The sequence below is a fragment of the Herbaspirillum sp. CAH-3 genome (assembly GCF_009668275.1).
Lineage (GTDB): Bacteria > Pseudomonadota > Gammaproteobacteria > Burkholderiales > Burkholderiaceae_D > Herbaspirillum > Herbaspirillum aquaticum.
On sequence record NZ_VSWE01000018.1, the window covers coordinates 17307 to 34941 of the forward strand.

Sequence of the window (17635 nt, forward strand, 5' to 3'; positions counted from 1 at the left end):
ATGGACGCGATCGCCTATCTGGTGGGCATCGATGGCGGCGGCACCAAGACCCTGGTGCGTCTGGCCTCGCTGCAAGGGCAGGTGCTGGCGCAGGCCAGCGGCCCGGGCTCAGCGTTACGGATTGGCGCGGCGCAGGCATGGCGCGTCATCGGCCAGACCATCGACGCCGCCTTTGCCAGCGCCGGGCTGCAGCGTCCCGCCGATGAGACGCTGGCGGTTGGCATCGGCATCGCGGGCGAGAACGTGGCGCAGTGGTCGGCCGACTTCCGTGCACAGGCCCCGGCCTTCGGCGTGCTGGAAATCGTCAACGATGGCGTGGCCACCTTGCTGGGTGCGCATGGCGGCGCGCCCGGTGCCATCATCGCCGTGGGCACCGGCACCATCGGCCTGTCGCTGGACCTGGATGGCAGCCGCCGCGTGGTCGATGGCTGGGGCTTTCCCAGCGGCGATGATGGCAGCGGCGGCTGGATGGGCTTGCGCGCCCTGCACCATGCGCAGCTGGCCCTGGATGGCCGCAGCCATCGTGGCCCGCTGGCCGACGCCGTGCTGGCGCTGTGCCGCAGTGAACTGCCTGCCAATACCGCACGCGATGAGCGCGCCACCTTGCTGGACTGGCTGGCGCAAGCGGACCAGGCTGCCTTCGCCCGTGCCGCGCGGCCGGTGGTGGCGCACGCCCATGACGATGTCGCCGCCCGCAGCATCCTGCAGGCAGCGGCCGCCGAGATCGGCCGCATGATCGATACCCTCGACCCCGCGCAATGCCTGCCGCTGGCGCTGTGCGGCGGACTGGCCGCTGCCTTGCAGCCCTACCTGGAACGGCGCCAGCAGGCGCGCATCGTCCTGCCGCAAGCCGATGCGGTGGACGGTGCCCTGCTGCTGGTACGACGCGCCCTGCAACCCAAGGAAACCCCGGCATGAATGCACTGACCCAACTGCACGGCAACGTGCTCACTCCCCAAGGCTGGACCCATGGCAGCATGGTCTTCGACCAGCGCATCCGCTCCATCGACGGCCGCCCGCTGCGGCAGCAGCCGCGCGTCATCGATGAAGGCGACTACATCCTGCCCGGCTTCATCGACCTGCACGTGCATGGCGGCGGCGGACGCGACGTGATGGAAGGCGGCGACGCCGTGCAGGTGCTCTCGCGCCTGCATGCGCGGCATGGCACCACGAGTCTCTTGGCCACCACCATGACCGCGCCACTGGAGGAACTGGAAGTGGCGTTGAAAGCCATCCGCACCTCCACCGACAAGCGCCTGCCCGGCCACGCACGCGTGCTGGGGGTGCACCTGGAAGGGCCCTACATCAACCCCGGCAAGCTGGGCGCGCAGCCCGACTTCGCCATCGCGGCCTCGCTTGAGCAGGTGGACTATCTCGACGGCCTGGCCCCCATCAAGCTCATCACCATCGCCCCGGAAGTGGACGGCCACCTGAAGCTGGTCTGCAAGCTGGCCCATCGCGGCATGAAGGTGCAGATCGGCCACACCGCCGGCAGCTATGACGATGGCGTGGCCGCGCTGGCACATGGCGCCTCGGGCTTCACGCACCTGTTCAATGCCATGAGCGGCTTCCATCATCGTGCGCCCGGCATGGTCGGTGCGGCGCTGGCCCACGCGCAGTATGCGGAACTGATTCCGGACCTGTTGCACGTGCACCCCGGTGCCATCCGCGCGGCGCTGCGCTCCATCCCGCGCCTGTTCTGCGTGACCGATTCCACGGCGGCGGCCGGCATGCCCGATGGCGACTATGCGCTGGGCCGGCAGGTGGTGCACAAGTGCGCAGGCGGCGTGCGGCTTGACGATGGCACCCTGGCCGGCAGCGTGCTGACCATGGACCAGGCGCTGCGCAACCTCATCGCACTGGGCATGGACGTGGCCGAAGCCTCGCTGCGCACCTCGACCTATGCCGCCGATTACCTGGGCCTGGCCGACCGCGGCCGCCTGGCCACCGGCCACTACGCCGACGTGGTGGTGCTGGACCGGCAATTTGCCCTCAAGGCTGTCTATGTGGAAGGAGAAGAGATTGACCTCGCTGATGCTTAAGGAAGCCCGCTCTGCGGCCGATTACGTGGCCGTACAGCTGACCCGCGACCAGGACCGCTATGCCGCCCTGGGCGCGCAACTGCGCGCGGCGCCTCCGGCGTCCATCGTCACTGTGGCGCGCGGCAGCTCCGACCATGCGGCCGCCTATTGCGCCTATCTCATCATGGCCCGGCTGGGCCGCATCGTGGCTTCGCTGCCGATGTCGCTGGTGACGCTGAACCGGGCTCCCCTGCAGGTGCGCGATGCGCTGGCCATCGCCATTTCGCAATCCGGGCAGAGTCCGGATGTGGTGGAGCCGATCCGCTATTTCCAGGCGCAGGGGGCGAGCACGGTGGCGCTGGTCAACCAGGCCGATTCGCCACTGGCCAGCGCGGCGCAGTGGAGCCTGCCGCTGCATGCGGGCGTGGAAGCCAGCGTGGCAGCCACCAAGAGCTTCATCGCCAGCCTGGTGGCGGGGGCCTTGCTGACGGCACACTGGCAGGATGATGCCGCGTTGCTGGATGCCCTGGTGCAGTTGCCGCAGGCGCTGCGGACAGCGTGCGAATCCGACTGGTCAGCGGCGGTCGAAGCCCTGGTCCCGGCCGATCGCCTCATGATCGTGGGGCGCGGCATCGGCTTCCCGCTGGCGCTGGAGGCCGCGCTCAAATGCAAGGAAACCTGCGCCATCCAGGCCGAGGCCTTCAGCGGCGCAGAGATCAAGCACGGGCCGATGGCCTTAATCGAGGAAGGTTATCCGCTGCTCATGTTCGCCACGCGCGGACCCTCGCAGGCCGGCATGCTGGCGCTGGCAGCCGAGATGCGCGCACGCGGGGCCAAGGTCTTGCTGGCGGCCCCCGGGGATGTGATCGAGCGCGACCTCACCTTGCCGGTAGCGGCCACGCCGGACCTCGATCCCATCGTGGCAATCCAGGCTTTCTATGTGATGGCGGCGCAATTGTCCGCCGCGCGCGGGATGGATGCGGACCGGCCGCGGCATCTCAACAAAGTCACAAAAACGAACTAAGTCCGCCGTTCATGCCTGTGCCTGCCGCGCCTCTTCAATGAAGGCGCGCAGGTAGTCGATCTCCACGTCGCTCTCGCGCGCACCCAGGTAGATGTGCTTGGCGATGCCCTGCTTGCCCAGGCGTACCGGCACGATCTCCATCTGCTCGGCATATTCCAGCACCAGCCAGCGCGGCAGGGCCGCCACGCCGCGTCCGCTGGCCACCATCTGCAGCATGATGTCGGTGGTCTCGATGGTCTTGTGCCGGCGCGGCACGATGCCGGCCGGCGCGAGGAACTGGGTGTAGATGTCGAGCCGGTCCACCGGCACCGGATAGGTCACCAGCACCTCGTTGTTCAATTGCTTGGGCTTGACGTAATCGACGCCGGCCAGCGGATGGTCGGCCGCCACCACCAGCACCTGTTCATAATCGAACACAGGCTCAAACACCAGGCCGGGCTTGTCCAGCGGATCGGGCGTGACCAGCAGGTCGATCTCGTAACCGAAGAGCGCACCGATGCCGCCGAACTGGAATTTCTGCTTCACGTCCACATCCACATCCGGCCAGGCGGCCAGGTAGGGCGACACCACTTTCAACAGCCATTGGTAACAGGGGTGACATTCCATGCCGATGCGCAGCGCGCCACGCTCGCCCTGGGCAAACTGGCGCAAGCGTTCTTCGGCCAGGTTCAGCTGCGGCAGCACGCGGTTGGCCACCGCCAGCAGGTATTGGCCGGCTTGCGTGAGGCGCAGGTGGCGGCCTTCACGCAGCCAGATGTCGGTGCCGAGTTGCTGCTCCAGCTTCTTCATGCTGTGGCTCAGCGCCGACTGGGTGACGTGCAGCACGCCGGCTGCGGCCGTGAGCGAACCCTGGCGTTCGACTTCCTGCACGATGGAGAGGTGGATGCGGTCCAGCATGATGTTGAATGGAACTCATGGTTGATGGCGATTCCATCATTTTAAGTCATGTGCATTCCGGCATGAAATCCTCGCGGGCGGTAGATAGTCCGATGCCGGATCATTCTTTCCAGCGACTCCAAAAACTAAGTCTTTTTATTTCCTTGTTCGTTTGTTGCATCGTTGCATTTAGCTGGAAGAATGCCACTTTCTTGCAAAATGCTGACAGAGCTCATTGCCCGGACGTTCTTTTCTGGTGCGGCTTTTCAGTCAGTGCTTTGTCAGTTTCCCGTATCACGCGATCTCTGCATTCTGAAACACTTCGCGTCGAACCTTTCAACTTGACCGTGCTCGAATCCTAACAGTGTGCGAGGCCTTGGCTGGCATCGCACGGTTACATCCCATCACAATTTTTGCGTCAACTGGGTAGCCGCGCCTGCCGTTAGCCAGGCTATCGCAACGTCATTTTCCTGCTTCGGCACGGATCGAGGATTTCATCATGACAACAAGAAACAGATCTTCCGCCCTCATCGTCTCGGCTTCACTGCTCGGTGCAGTGCTGGCCCTCTCGGCCTGCCAGAAGCAGGACGCCACGCCGCCCACGGCCGCGGCCGCACCGGCAGCACCGGTCACGCCGCCCTACACGCCGCCCACGGCAGATCAACTGTCGCAGATGGTGGCGCCCATTGCCCTGTTCCCGGACAAGCTGGTGGCGCAGGTGCTGGCCGGGGCCACCTACCCTGACCAGATCGTCGCGGCCAACCAGTGGCTGGGCCAGAACGGCGCCCTCAAGGGCGATATCCTGCAGGCCGCCGAAGACAAGCAACCGTGGGACGTGAGCGTGAAGTCGCTCACCATGTTCCCGGCGGTGCTGTCACAGATGGCCGCCAACCCGGACTGGACCCGCTCGCTGGGAGACGCCTTCGTCAATGATCCCAACGACGTGATGAACGCCATCCAGGCCCTGCGCCTGCGCGCGCAGCAGGCGGGCAACCTCAAGAGTTCCTCGCAGCTGAAGGTGGTCAGCACCGCCCGCAGCAGCGAGACCGTGCGGGTGGATAACCCGCCCGAACCGCGTCCGGTCTATGCCGGTGCGCCAGTGATCCCGCCGCCGCCGCAGACCATCGTGATCGAATCCAGCCAGCCCGACCGGGTCTATGTGCCGGCCTACAACCCGGCCGTGGTCTACGGTCCGCCGGTACCGGTCTATCCGGGCTATGCGTATCGTCCGCCCAGCCCGGTGGCCAATGAAGTGGTGGTGGGTGCGCTGTCCTTTGGCGTGGGCGTGTTCGTCGGCGAAGCCATCAGCCACCACGGTGACTGGGGCTGGCATGACTGGGGCATGCACTGGGGCGGCGGTGGCGGCGATCGGCCGTCCGGCGACTGGCAGCGTCCGGCCGTGGTGTACAAGAACACCACTTATGTGTCGCACTCCACCACGGTGATCAATCGCGTCACCAACAACAACGTGACGGTCAACAATACGCGCGTGGTCAACAACAACGTGAATAACGTGAACAACGTCAACAATGTGAGCAACGTCAGCAACGTGAACAACGTGCGCAACGTCGACCAGCGCAACCTCATCAACCAGACCCGCATCGACAATCACCGCGAAGCGGTGGCACCGGCCGCCATGAGCATGCCGCACTTCACCACCAGCGACGCACGACCCGGCGCGATGCCTGTACAGCATGCCCTGGTGCCACAGCAGAAGCCGGAGCCAGCCAATCTGCACGCGCAACAGGTACAGCAGAAGGAAGCGGCGCAGCAACAGGAGGCGCGGCAACACCAGCAAGCGGCACTGCAGGCGCAGCAGGCCCAGCGTGAGCAGCAGGAACAACATCAGCTGCAGCAACAACAGGAGCAGCGCGCGCAGAAGGAGCAGCAGGCTGTGCGTGAACATGAGCAGCAGGCCCAGCAAGCCCGCCAGCAGGCCGAAGAAAGGAAGGTGCAGGCGATGAAGCAGGAAAATGCCCGTCCGCAGATGCAGGCCCATATCCCAGCACCGGCGGCGCGTGAAGAACGTCCGGCATCGCACGAACAGAAGGTGGCGCCCCATGCACAGGAGACGCATGGCGAGCCCAGGCATGAACCTGCCAAGCACGAGGCAGACAAACACGCCAACGACAAGCATGAAGGCGAGAAGCACGAGGGAGAAAAGCATAACGGCTGAGGCCGCCAGCGCCCGCCTCCCATCGCCGGGTACCAATACAGAGGGCCGCTTCCATGCGGCCCTTTGTCTTTGTGTTTGACGCTGCGGCAATCAGTTGCCGATGTTGTCCGGATCAGTGCGCTGGTCCAGCGTCAGCTGCAGGAAGGCCAGGTCCAGCCACTTGCCGAATTTGGTACCCACCTGCGGCATGTGGCCGACCTGCTCGAAGCCGAGCTTCTTGTGCAGGGCGATGGAGCCCACATTGCTGGCATCGATGGCGGCCACCATCACGTGCTTGCCGACGGCGCGCGCACGCGGGATCAGCGCTTGCATCAGGGCCACGCCCAGGCCTTCGCCCCGGTGCTCCTTGTGGACATAGACCGAATGCTCCACCGAATGGCGGAAACCATCGAAGGGTCGCCAGTCACCGAAGCTCGCATAGCCCAGCACCTTGTCGCCCTCCACCGCCACCAGCACCGGATAGCCCAGCTGGCGACGGGCGGCCAGCCAGTCCTGGCGGTTCTGGTCGTCTACCAGCTTGTCGCTCCAGATGGCGGTGGTATTGACCACGGCGTCGTTGAAGATCAGGGTGATGCCTGGGATGTCGGCGGGGGTAGCGTCGCGGATCTGCATGGTGTCTCGGTCTCGGGTATCAGGTATGGGGTTCTACGGGAACAATTGTGTGGGTGAGCAGTGTAGCCGAAGACGGGGAGGGGCGGATCTTGCCGCGCGGCAGTGTCTTAAGACATCCGACAACTAGAGGTGTTAGAATGCGTGCGCTCATCCATAGAGCAACCCGCCTTGCCTGATTGAACATGGCCAGGACCGGGAACCACAAGAAATGCCAGCCCCGCAGGCTGGACGCAAGATCGGAGACGAGTTGACGCACTCTGAGATTGCGACCCATGACCGATTCCATTGTCCCGACGCCTCATCCTGCGTACACCGCTCCCCGCGGCGGCGCGGGTGCCGGCGCGCGTGCCGTGCATCGATCCTGGCAGGCGCAGTCCTGCCTGAGGCGTCCGTGTGCCGGCGCTTCGCGCAGCTTGTTTTCCACCTACTCCTTATTGCTCCCATCATGACCACCAAGTTCAGTCCCTCGCGGCGTGCCGTCCTCACGGCCACCGCAGCGGCGGTGCCGCTAGTCTCGCTGCCCCTGCTCAAGCAGGCCCGGGCCGATGGCCTGGAAGGCATCGAGCTGCAGCACTACAAGCCGGTGTTCTTCAATGCCGCCCAATGGCTCTTCATCCTGGCCGCCTGCGACCGCCTGATCCCCGCCGAAGGGCGCGGGCCCGGCGCGCTGGAAACCAATGTGCCGGTCTTCATCGACCAGCAACTGCACGCCGGCCTGGGCAGCGACATTTACCAGCAGGGTCCGCACCAGCCGGATGCACCGGCCACGCTGGGCTTCCAGATCCCCTATGCGCCGCAGGACGTCTATCGCATCGGCATCGAGCTGACCCAGCAGATCAGCCAGCAACAGCACGGCAAGCGCTTCGAGCAGCTGGAGGCCAAGGACAAGGATGCCCTGCTGACCTCGCTGCAGAAGAATGGTGCGGACTTCGCCGCGCTGGGCGAGAAGGCGATGAAGCCATCGCAATTCTTCGGCCAGCTGCTGGGCGATACCAAGAACGGCTACCTGGCCGATCCCATGTACGGCGGCAACAAGGACATGAAGGCCTGGGTCGCCATCGGCTTCCCCGGCGCGCGTGCGGCCTATACCGAATGGGTGGACCAGCACAACGTGAAGTATCCGCTGGGGCCCGTGAGCCTGTCGGGCAAGCGCGCCTGATGCGCGGCCCCGTCTCCACGTTCACGCCTGCAACCTCTTACTGACTTGATTCCATGCCTAACATTACCAACGACGACGTCGACGTCGTCATCGTCGGCCTCGGCTGGGCCGGCTCCCTGATGGCCATCGAACTGGCCCAGGCCGGCCTGAAGGTACGCGCCCTGGAGCGCGGCCCGGACCGTCCGCCCGAAGACTTCGCCTATCCCAAGCCAGCCGACCAGTACGGCTACGCCACCCGCAACAAGGTCTTCGCCACGCCGCGCGATGCCGCGCTGACCGTGCGCTACAACACCGCGCAGCAGGCGCTGCCGACCCGCAAGTGGGGCGCCTTCGCACCCGGTACCGGCGTGGGCGGCTCGGGCCTGCACTGGACCGCCGTGCTGATCCGCGCCACGCCCACCGACCTCAAGCTCAAGACCTACGCCGACCAGGCCTACAAGCACAGCAATCTCGACCCCGAGATGCGCATCAAGGATTTCCCCTTCACCTGGAACGAGATCGAGCCGCACTACGATTTCTTCGACAAGGTCTGCGGCCTGTCGGGCAATACCGGCAACCTGCGCGGCCAGATCCAGCCGGGCGGCGATCCCTTCGAGGGACCGCGTTCGAACCCCTATCCGCTGCCGGCGCTGCACGACACCTACAACAACACCCTGTTCGCCGACGTGGCGCGCAAGCTGGGCTACCATCCCTTCCCCAATCCCTCGGCCAATGTCTCGCAGGCCTGGACCAATCCGTATGGCGCACAAATTGCACCTTGCAACTATTGCGGTTTCTGCAGCAAGTATCCCTGCCTGAACTATTCCAAGGCTTCGCCGCAGACCACCATCCTCGATGTGGTCAAACGCCTGCCCAACTTCGATTACAAGGTCAACGCCAACGTCATCCGCGTGGACCTGCACGCCGACAAGAAGACCGCACGCGGCGTGACCTACATCGACGAGAACATGAAGGAAGTGTTCCAGCCGGCCAAGATCGTGATCCTCTCCAGCTTCCAGTTCGCCAACGTGCGCCTGATGCTGCTGTCGGGCATCGGCAAGCCCTATGACCCGATCACCGAGACTGGCGTCATCGGCCGCAACTATGCCTTCCTCTCCAATGGCGGGGCGACGCTGTTCTTCAAGGACAAGCATTTCAATTCCTTTGCCACGGCCGGTGCCACCGGCGAAATGTTCAACGACATCTCGCCCGGCAACTTCGACGACGGCATCAAGCTGGGCTTCATCGGCGGTGCCAAGATCCACAGCTCGCAAGCCTCGGGCGCGCCCATCGGCACAGCCCTGCCGCCAGGCACACCGAGCTGGGGACGCGGCTGGAAGGAAGGCATGATCGACTGGTACGACCATTCCATGAAGATCAGCATCACCACCACCTGCATGTCCTATCGCGGCCATTTCCTGGACCTGGATCCGAACTACAAGGATCCCTGGGGCCAGCCGCTGTTGCGCATGACCTTCGACTGGCGCCAGAACGAACTGAAGCTGCAGCGCTACCTGCGCGACATCGTGCTCAAGATTTCCAAGGAGCTCAATCCGGACCACATGTCGGAGAGCTTCCTGGCCCTGGATTCGCACTGGGACATCACCAAGTACGTGTCCACCCACAACGTGGGCGGCGCCATCATGGGTGATTCGCCGCGCGATTCGGCCTTGAACAAGTACCTGCAATCCTGGGATGTGCACAACGTCTTCGTCCCCGGCGGCAATGCCTTCCCGCAGAACTTCCAGGCCAATCCGACGGCCACCATCGGCGCCATCACGCTCATGGCCGCGCACGCCATCAAGACGCAGTACCTGAAGAACCCCGGCCCGCTGGTCCAGGCATGAAGGGGGGAGAGAACATGAAAAAAATGACTTCATTGCTGGCCGCTCTGGCCTTGTCTCTGAGTGTGCTGGGTGGGCTGGGTGCCTGCAATGCAGCGCAGGCGGCCGACCAGGATGTGGTCGCGCGCGGCCAGTACCTGGCCCGTGCCGGCGACTGCATGGCCTGCCACAGCGCCGCCGGCAAGCCGGCCTATTCGGGCGGACTGGCCATCGACAGCGGCCACGGCATCATCTATTCCACCAACATCACGCCGGACAAGGAACATGGCATCGGCAACTACAGCGAAGCCCAGTTCTCCGCTGCCGTGCGCCATGGCGTGCGCGCCGATGGCACGCAGCTCTATCCGGCCATGCCCTACCCCAGCTATGCCAAGGTGAGTGACGAGGACATCCACGCCCTCTACACCTACTTCATGCAAGGGGTGAAACCGGTGGCCGCCACGCCGCCGGCCAGCAGCATGAGCTTCCCCTTCAACATCCGCTGGGGGATGAAGCTGTGGAATGTCTTCTTCGCCAATGACAAACCGTTCAAGGAGCAGGACGGCTGGAGCGCCGAGATCAAGCGAGGTGCCTATCTGGCCGAGGGCCTGGGCCACTGCGGCAGCTGCCACACCCCGCGCGGGTTCGCCATGAACGAGAAGGCCAGCGACAGCAGCCAGGCGCAATTCCTCTCGGGCGGCGACCTCAACGGCTGGGCGGTACCGTCGCTGCGCGGCATGCCGCACTGGAGCGCGCAGGACATCGTCGACTACCTGCAGACCGGCCGCAACAAGACCGCCTCGGTGGCCGGCGAGATGAGCCTGGTGGTGGAACACAGCACCGCGCACCTCAAGCCGGAGGACCTGCAGTCCATCGCGGCTTACCTCAAGACGCTCTCGCCGGTGGCCTCGGCCAGCAGCGGCCGCGTCACCCCGCAAGGGGCCGAGGCGACCACGAAGAAGCTCACGGCCGCCAAGGACCTGAGCCTGGGCGAGCGCTTGTACCTGGACAATTGCGCGGCCTGCCACTTCGTCAACGGCAAGGGCGCGCCGGGCATCTTCCCGGTACTCGATGGCGCGACCGTGGTCAATGCCGACAATCCCAGCGCATTGCTGCACGTGATCCTGGCTGGCGCGCGCACGCCCTCCACCGAGAAGGCACCGTCGATCCTGGTCATGCCGGGCTTTGCCCATCGCCTCTCGGACAAGGAAGCGGCAGAACTGGCCAGCTTCGTGCGCCAGGGCTGGAGCAACCAGGCAGGGGCGGTGTCGGAGAAGGAAGTGAAGCGGATGCGGGAAGGCCTCGCCAAGCACGGGTCCTGATTTCCTGCGCCCATTGCCGCTGTGAAGGAGAAGGCTCGCATGGCAACATGCGGGCCTTTTTTACGCCGCGCTCACGCCATGCCGGCCGCACGACGATTGACCACGATGAGCGATCGCGCCACTATAGCGCCCAGGCAATTCTTCTTGAAAGCACGCATGCTCCTCACTTATGGCGCCACCTATCGCGGCAAGCACATCAGCGTCTCCTGCACGCAGCAACGCGATGGCGACGTCCTTTGCACCGTGCAGGTCGACGGCGAACCGGCCCCCGGCCTGCGCGGCAATCCCTTCGCTTCGGTGGCCTCGGCACAAGTGGCTGGCGTGGGTTACGCGCGGGCGGTGATCGATACCCAGCTCGACAATGACGTGGCCGAGCACCACGGTTATTTCATCCGGGTCAGCAGCAGGGAACAGATCGACGGCACCTGGGTCGGCAGCTACCAGCTGCATCGCAATGACAACCCGGTCGCCTTCCGGCGCGTGGTGTGCGAGGACTTTCGCGGCAATACTTCGGTAGAGGCAGAACAGTATGCAATGGCCACGGCCTTCGTGGCAGTGGACGCCGAGGTCAAGGCCGGCAAGCTCTGAGCGGACGGAAAGGCTTCAGGCCGCTTTCCTGCGGCGGGCCGGCAGCTTGTCGTGCTGGGCCAGGATGGCCGACAGCAGTCCGGGAAAGCGCTGCTCGATTTCGGCGTGGCGCAAGGTGTTGATGTGGGCGGTGCCATTGCTCTCGGTGCGCACCAGGCCGGCTTCGCGCAAGACCTTGAAGTGATGCGAGACGGTGGACTTGGGACGCCCGCCATCGAGCTCACCGCAGGTCGCACATTCCACGCGCGCCAGGTGGCGCACGATCTCCAGGCGGATCGAATCGCTCAGCGCGTAGAGCACGCGCTCCAGCACGAACTCGGCAATCTCGGGATGTTTGTAGGGACGCATCTGCAAGATGATACACCCTGGGTTATACTCCTTCCATAGTTCGAATATTTACGAACAACCGAAGCGAGTGCTGTGCCAGTGCAGTGCTTGTTGATTTCATTTTCATCATTGACAAGAAGCCACCCATGTCTGCTCTCTTTACTCCCTTCAAGCTCAAGGACCTGACCCTGCGCAACCGCATCGCCGTCCCGCCCATGTGCCAGTACATGGCGGTGGACGGCAAGGCCAACGAATGGCACCTGTCACACTACGCCAGCATTGCCCGAGGCGGCGCCGGCCTGGTGATCGTGGAAGCCACCGCCGTGGCGCCCGAAGGCCGCATCACGCCGGGCTGCACCGGCATCTGGTCGGACGAACTGGCGCAAGCCTTCGTGCCGGTGGTACAAGCCATCAAGGCCGCCGGTGCCGTGCCCGGCATCCAGATCGGTCACGCCGGTCGCAAGGCCAGCGCCAATCGTCCCTGGGAAGGCGACGACCATATCGCTGCCGACGATGCCCGCGGCTGGGACACCATCGCCCCCTCCGCGATTGCTTTCGGCAAGGGCTTGCCCAAGGTCCCCAAGGCCATGAGCCTGGACGACATCGCCCGCGTGCGCCAGAACTTCGTCGATGCGGCCATCCGCGCCCGTGACGCCGGCTTCGAATGGCTGGAGCTGCACTTCGCCCATGGCTACCTGGGCCAGAGCTTCTTCTCGGCGCATTCCAACCAGCGTGATGACATCTATGGTGGCAGCGTCGAAAACCGCGCCCGCTTCCTGCTGGAAACCCTGCGCGCCGTGCGTGAAGTGTGGCCGGAACACCTGGCGCTGACGGTGCGCTTCGGCGTGCTGGAATACGATGGCCGCGACGAGCAGACGCTGGTCGACTCCATCGGCGTGGTGCGCCAGTTCAAGGAGATCGGCATGGACATGATCAGCGTGACCATCGGCTTCACCATTCCGGACGTGCAGATCCCCTGGGGCCCGGCCTTCCTCGGTCCGATCGCCCAGCGCGTGCGCGAGCAAGCGGGAGTGCCGGTCTCTTCCGCTTGGGGCTTCGGCACGCCGGAACTGGCCGAGCGCGCCGTCAAGGAGGGCCAGCTCGACCTCGTGATGGTGGGCCGCTCGCACCTGGTCAATCCGCACTGGACTTACCAGGCCGCCAAGGAACTGGGCGTGGAGCGCCCTTCCTGGACGCTGCCGGCACCTTACGCGCACTGGCTGGAACGTTATTGATGGGCTGATGCGGCGGCGTGCTGCGACTTGCTGCGACTTGCTGCTTGGCAGGATGACAGCATTGCCAGCCTGCAAGCCGCTCGGGGATTCCCTGAGCGGCTTGTTTGTTTTCTAGGGAAAATCACTAGAGCCAGGCAAGGTGCTTTCTCCTAAGATGAAGTCGTCTTGAGGAGATCATCATGTTCACCACCTTCCTGCTGACTGCCGTTCTCTCTACGCTGGTGACCGTTGCGTTGTCGGCAACGGGCATCTACCTGTTGGCCGAAGCGCGCTGGCGGCATCATCCGCTGGCCGGCCGTGCCAGCCTGCCGCCTCATCGGCTGCCGTATTGAGCGAGCGGGACGGCACCGTCTCCGGTGCCGCCTGGTGTGTGTCTGCCTGAATCGCGATGAAATGATGTTGGCCCCCTGGTCATTGGACCCGGGGGATTTTTTTTGCGTGAGCTGCGTGCTACCTGTCGGGGCAAGGCGTACCGGACTTCCAGGAAGAGCGAACCATCAACACTTTTTTGTAACGCCTGATACGATTTCGAGCCAGGCGCAAGTGACCAAAAAAATCAGTAAAACAGCAAAGCCCACAAGGGAACGCTGGCCAGCAGCAGACAGCCAAGGAAAGCGGCAAGGAAGAGCAGTTTTTTCTTTCGGGTGGCCATGGTGAACCTGCAGGACGGAAATGGGCGCGCGTGCGCAAGGCCGCAGTGTACCGCGCCCGCCGCCATCAGGCCATGCCGTTGCGGCCGTAGGCACGGAAGCCGGGCCGCTCGCTGAGGCGCTCGCAATACGCTGCCACGGCCGGCAAGGGCGCATGCTCCAAGGGCGTGCCGAACCAGCGATTGACCGACAACCCGACCGGAATATCGGCCAGCGTGAATGCAGGCCCCGCCACGAAACCGCCACTGTGCTGCAACTGCTGCTCCAGCACCTGCATGAAGCGTGTCCAGCCGGCGATGGAAGCCGCCAGTTGCTGCGCATCGCCATGCTCGGGCGACTTGCGCACCAGCGCCATGAAGGCATAGCTCCAGCTGCGGTTGAGGTCGCTGGCCTGCCAGTCCATCCACTGGTCGATGCGCGCGCGCAGGCGGGGTTCCTGCGGATACAGCGCGGTGCCGCCGTACTGCGCGGCGAGATAGCGCAGGATGCTGTTGGACTCCCACAGGACGAAGCCCTCATCATCGATCACCGGCACCATCGCATTGGGATTCATGGCAACGAAGGAAGGCTCGCTGGTCGGTTTGAAACCGATGCCCCAGTCCTGCCGCTCGAAGGCAATGCCCAGCTCGGTGCAGGCCCACAGGACCTTGCGTACGTTGATGGAATTGTCGCGGCCGTAGATCGTCAGCATGCGGGCTCCTGTACAGTAAGTGTCAGGGTGGCAAGCCTAGCAGGTGGCCCGGTACGGTGCCATGCACAGTTCTTCCTCATTCTCCCCGGTGACTGTTGCGCTGCAGTCAAGTGGCCCGGTACAAAGCTGCCAACTGTACCGGGACGGCTCGCGGAAGTGGCCGTACAATCGTCCTCCCACTGGCCATTCCTGCCGCCCTCGCCCATGTCTTCCTCCAACATTGCCAAGCTGTTGCTGCTCGCTGCCATCTGGGGCACCAGCTTCATGCTCATGCGCATTGCCGCACCGGTCTTCGGTCCCATGCTGACCACCTTCGGCCGTGCCTCGCTGGCCACGCTGTCGCTGCTGGCCTTTGCCCGCGTGCGCGGGGTACCGCTGCAGTGGCGCCGCAACTGGCTGCCCTACCTGGTGATCGGCATCTTCAATACCGCCCTGCCCTTCGCGCTGTTTGCCTGGTCCGCGCTGCACATTCCCTCGGCCTACATGGCCACCATGAACTCGCTGGCGCCGATCTTCACGGCCATGTTCGGTTTCCTGCTCCTGGGTGAACGACTGAGCCTGGTGCGTACCGGAGCCTTCGTGCTGGGCCTGGTCGGCGTGGCGGTGCTGGTCGGCATCGGCCCGGCACCAGTCGATGCGCTGGTGATCGCCGGAGTGCTGGCGGCCATGGGTGCGGCGGTCAGCTATGGTTTTGCGGCCACCTTCACGCGCATGCGCGCCGGCGGCATCCCGCCCATCGCCATGGCCACCGGCAGCCAGTTCGCCGCGGCCCTGTGCCTGCTGCCGCTGGCTGCGCCGTCGATGCCGCATGCGCTGCAGGCCGGCACCCTGCCTGCGCTGTTATCTGTACTGGTGCTGGGCGTGGTCTGTACCGGTATCGCTTACGCACTGTTCTTCCAACTGATTGCCGCTGAAGGGGCGACCAAGGCCATCACCGTGACCTTCCTGGTGCCCATGACCGCTTCGCTGTGGGGCTGGCTGCTGCTGGATGAACCGGTGACCGTGGGCACCGTGACCGGCATCGCCGTCGTGCTCATCGCCACCGCCACCGCCTTGCGGGCCAAACCGGCAGCGGCCGCCAAGGACAAGAAAGTGGCGGCCTGATTCGAGGCTGACCCAAACAAAAATGCGCTGCGGGGAAATCCGCAGCGCATTTTTTTCATGCCATCCAGGTTCGGCTTACCAGCCGTACTGCACGCACGCCTTGCGATACGCCAGCCCTGCCAGCGCCACATCTTCCAGCCCGATGCCGATGGCCTTGTAGATGACGATGTCCTCGTCCTGGCGCTGATAAGGCATGCTGCCATCGACAGCCTGCGCCAGTTCCATCACCTTGTCCCACTCGAACACGCCCGGCGCGCACTGCACCAGGTCGCCGGCCTCCTGCTGCGCCTGCGGCTTCCATTCCACGAACAGCGCGGCGGCACGGCCGATGGCGGTATCGTCCAGCTCGCGCACGTTGGCCTTGGAGGCACCGACGGCGGCGACGAACGCCCCCGGACGCAGCAGCTTGCCATCGAACAGCGGCGTGGCTGACCGAGTCACGGTCACCAGCACGTCCGCTGCGGCAGCGGCTTCATCGATACTCACCACGCGCGCCGGAACGCCCAGGGTGCGCGTGACCTCCTCGGCCAGGGCTTCGCGGCCCGACAAGCCGGCGATCAATACTTCCTTGAACGGCCGCACCTGCAGCAGCGCCGGAATGTGCGAACGCGCCTGCACGCCGGTGCCGACCACGGCCAGGGTGGCGGCGTCCTTGCGGGCCAGCGCGTCGCAGGCCACGGCCGTGGCAGCGGCGGTGCGCAGGCCGGTCATGGCATCGCCTTCGAGGGTGCACAGCGGAGCGCCCGTCTCGCTGGAGAACAGCTGGATGACGAACTTGAACTGGCCCTTGATGGTGGTGTAGACCTTGGCCCCGGCAATACCGGCCGAGGGAATGACTGCCCCCATCATCGACAGCATCACGCCATTGGCAGCACTGGTGCGCACGCGCCCCTGGTGTGCACCCTCGGCGGCGTGGGCAAATGCCTCGCGCATGGAGGCGATGGCGTCTTCGGTGGTCAGCAGTTCGCTGACCTGCTGGTTGGTAAGAAATTTCATGCGGGACCTTGGCTTCAAAAAATGCAGGAGAAATTACGGCGTGCCGTGCTCGGCCTTGAGATAGTTCCAAATCCGGTCTATGTCCGGATTGGCGCCATCGAGGCGGCGATAGACGCGGATATCCATCTCGTCGCACCACAGCCCCTGCTCCAGCGCTTCGCTGTCGTTTGGGGCGATGGCCAGGGTCAGCTTGCCTTCGGCGATCTCGCGCGAGACCGCGCTGGCCGGCAGCCAGGCGATGCCGTGGCCTTCGACGGCCATGCTCTTCAAGCCTTCGGCCAGGTCGGTCTCGAAGCGGCGGAACAGGTGCACGCGGCGCGGGCTGGAATGCAGGGCCTTCTCGACGATGCGCGAGAGCGAGGAATACGGGGAATAACTGAGGAAAGGTTGCGGATCGTTGGGCGTGCCCGGCAACACGTACTTGGGCTGGCCGCCAGGCAGCGTCTTGACGTAGGGACGCAGCGGCTCCTTGCCCAGCGAGAGCACGGCATAGCGTTCGGTATCGAGGGCGATGCCCTGCTGGCGATGGTCATAGCACAGCAGCAGGTCGCAGTTGCGTTCCACCAGGGCCATGACGGCATCGTGCACGTTGCCGGCCATGACGGTGGTGGCGATGGCGCCGATGGTCTTTTCGATTTCCGACAGCAGCTTGGGGAACACCGTCAGCAAGAGCGTGTGCGGCATCGCAAAGCGTACCGAGGATTGCGCCCCGGCCAGCTGGCCGCGCAGCACCAGCCTGGCCTGCATGGACTGGTTGAGCATCTCCTTGGCGATGGGGACGAAGGATTCACCGGCCGGCGTGAGCGTGCAGGGATAGGACGAACGATCGAACAGTTCGGCACCCAGCCAGGTTTCCAGCGAGCGAATGCGGCGACCGAAGGCCGGTTGCGTCACATTGCGCAGTTTGGCCGAGCGGCTGAAGTTCAGCGTATCGACGACCGAGAGGAAGTCCTCCACCCATTTGATTTCCATCTTCCCTACCCCGTTGGCGTGCCGCGCTGGTCCGGCGGCTTGTCTTTGGCGCCTGCCACGTTGTACCTGGCCGCGACCTT

18 protein-coding genes are annotated in these 17635 nt (G+C 64.7%); 12 read left to right on the forward strand and 6 right to left on the reverse strand.

The annotated features are described in order from the left end of the window. Genes FYB76_RS21645 through FYB76_RS21655 form a run of 3 tightly spaced genes read left to right on the forward strand, consistent with a single transcriptional unit; the run spans window position 1 to window position 3045 of the window. The gene (locus tag FYB76_RS21645) at window positions 1-918 is read left to right on the forward strand and encodes a BadF/BadG/BcrA/BcrD ATPase family protein (RefSeq protein WP_154134998.1); all 918 of its coding nucleotides are present in this window, start codon (window positions 1-3) and stop codon (window positions 916-918) included. Beyond that, complete coding sequence (gene nagA, locus FYB76_RS21650) at window positions 915-2042, forward strand: N-acetylglucosamine-6-phosphate deacetylase (RefSeq protein ID WP_154134999.1); 1128 nt, start codon at window positions 915-917, stop codon at window positions 2040-2042. Before FYB76_RS21645 ends, nagA begins: the two co-directional genes overlap by 4 nt. Beyond that, entirely contained in the window at window positions 2035-3045 is a 1011-nt protein-coding gene (locus tag FYB76_RS21655; RefSeq protein WP_195724700.1) for an SIS domain-containing protein, read from the forward strand. Before nagA ends, FYB76_RS21655 begins: the two co-directional genes overlap by 8 nt. Before the next feature lie 9 nt (window positions 3046-3054). Here the strand turns inward: FYB76_RS21655 and FYB76_RS21660 are convergent, their stop codons facing one another. Next, window positions 3055-3942 carry a LysR family transcriptional regulator gene (locus FYB76_RS21660; RefSeq protein WP_088755555.1) on the reverse strand — a complete coding sequence of 296 codons (888 nt, stop codon included), beginning with the start codon at window positions 3940-3942 and terminating at the stop codon, window positions 3055-3057. Between the two features lie 8 nt (window positions 3943-3950). Here FYB76_RS21660 and FYB76_RS21665 point away from each other — a divergent pair, with 8 nt between their 5' ends. Beyond that, window positions 3951-4283, forward strand: a complete 333-nt coding sequence (locus tag FYB76_RS21665) for a hypothetical protein (RefSeq protein WP_154135000.1) — start codon at window positions 3951-3953, stop codon at window positions 4281-4283. A 137-nt stretch (window positions 4284-4420) separates the two neighbouring features. Continuing rightward, window positions 4421-6097 (forward strand): DUF3300 domain-containing protein, encoded by a 1677-nt coding sequence (locus FYB76_RS21670; RefSeq protein WP_195724694.1) that lies wholly within the window; start codon window positions 4421-4423, stop codon window positions 6095-6097. Between the two features lie 90 nt (window positions 6098-6187). On the opposite strand, the gene FYB76_RS21675 is transcribed toward FYB76_RS21670, so the two are convergent. Further along, complete coding sequence (locus FYB76_RS21675; protein ID WP_154135001.1) at window positions 6188-6709, reverse strand: GNAT family N-acetyltransferase; 522 nt, start codon at window positions 6707-6709, stop codon at window positions 6188-6190. A gap of 445 nt (window positions 6710-7154) precedes the next feature. On the opposite strand from FYB76_RS21675, the gene FYB76_RS21680 reads away from it, so the two are divergent. The 4 genes from FYB76_RS21680 to FYB76_RS21695 all read left to right on the forward strand — a co-directional run bounded on the left by FYB76_RS21680 (window position 7155) and on the right by FYB76_RS21695 (window position 11580). Then, window positions 7155-7868 carry a gluconate 2-dehydrogenase subunit 3 family protein gene (locus tag FYB76_RS21680; RefSeq protein WP_088755553.1) on the forward strand — a complete coding sequence of 238 codons (714 nt, stop codon included), beginning with the start codon at window positions 7155-7157 and terminating at the stop codon, window positions 7866-7868. Between the two features lie 53 nt (window positions 7869-7921). Then, a complete protein-coding gene (locus FYB76_RS21685; protein WP_154135002.1) occupies window positions 7922-9694 on the forward strand; it encodes a GMC family oxidoreductase in 1773 nt (590 codons plus the stop codon). A gap of 14 nt (window positions 9695-9708) precedes the next feature. Next, the gene (locus FYB76_RS21690) at window positions 9709-10992 is read left to right on the forward strand and encodes a cytochrome c (RefSeq protein ID WP_154135003.1); all 1284 of its coding nucleotides are present in this window, start codon (window positions 9709-9711) and stop codon (window positions 10990-10992) included. Between the two features lie 156 nt (window positions 10993-11148). Further along, complete coding sequence (locus tag FYB76_RS21695; protein ID WP_154135004.1) at window positions 11149-11580, forward strand: hypothetical protein; 432 nt, start codon at window positions 11149-11151, stop codon at window positions 11578-11580. A gap of 15 nt (window positions 11581-11595) precedes the next feature. On the opposite strand, the gene FYB76_RS21700 is transcribed toward FYB76_RS21695, so the two are convergent. After that, complete coding sequence (locus tag FYB76_RS21700) at window positions 11596-11928, reverse strand: helix-turn-helix transcriptional regulator (protein WP_154135005.1); 333 nt, start codon at window positions 11926-11928, stop codon at window positions 11596-11598. A 125-nt stretch (window positions 11929-12053) separates the two neighbouring features. Here FYB76_RS21700 and FYB76_RS21705 point away from each other — a divergent pair, with 125 nt between their 5' ends. Then, window positions 12054-13142, forward strand: a complete 1089-nt coding sequence (locus tag FYB76_RS21705; RefSeq protein WP_154135006.1) for an NADH:flavin oxidoreductase/NADH oxidase — start codon at window positions 12054-12056, stop codon at window positions 13140-13142. A gap of 179 nt (window positions 13143-13321) precedes the next feature. Continuing rightward, the gene (locus FYB76_RS26720; RefSeq protein ID WP_167386300.1) at window positions 13322-13474 is read left to right on the forward strand and encodes a hypothetical protein; all 153 of its coding nucleotides are present in this window, start codon (window positions 13322-13324) and stop codon (window positions 13472-13474) included. Between the two features lie 385 nt (window positions 13475-13859). On the opposite strand, the gene FYB76_RS21710 is transcribed toward FYB76_RS26720, so the two are convergent. Beyond that, entirely contained in the window at window positions 13860-14483 is a 624-nt protein-coding gene (locus tag FYB76_RS21710) for a glutathione S-transferase family protein (RefSeq protein WP_088755547.1), read from the reverse strand. Between the two features lie 204 nt (window positions 14484-14687). Between FYB76_RS21710 and FYB76_RS21715 the strand changes: the two genes are divergently transcribed. Then, window positions 14688-15587, forward strand: coding sequence for a DMT family transporter (locus tag FYB76_RS21715; RefSeq protein WP_145605494.1), 900 nt, complete (start codon window positions 14688-14690; stop codon window positions 15585-15587). Between the two features lie 75 nt (window positions 15588-15662). On the opposite strand, the gene FYB76_RS21720 is transcribed toward FYB76_RS21715, so the two are convergent. Both FYB76_RS21720 and FYB76_RS21725 read right to left on the reverse strand, forming a co-directional pair. After that, on the reverse strand, window positions 15663-16583 hold the full coding sequence (locus FYB76_RS21720; RefSeq protein ID WP_088755546.1) for an ornithine cyclodeaminase family protein: 921 nt from the start codon (window positions 16581-16583) through the stop codon (window positions 15663-15665). 33 nt (window positions 16584-16616) lie between these two features. Continuing rightward, a complete protein-coding gene (locus FYB76_RS21725; RefSeq protein WP_088755545.1) occupies window positions 16617-17555 on the reverse strand; it encodes a LysR family transcriptional regulator in 939 nt (312 codons plus the stop codon). Between the last annotated feature and the right edge of the window lie 80 nt (window positions 17556-17635).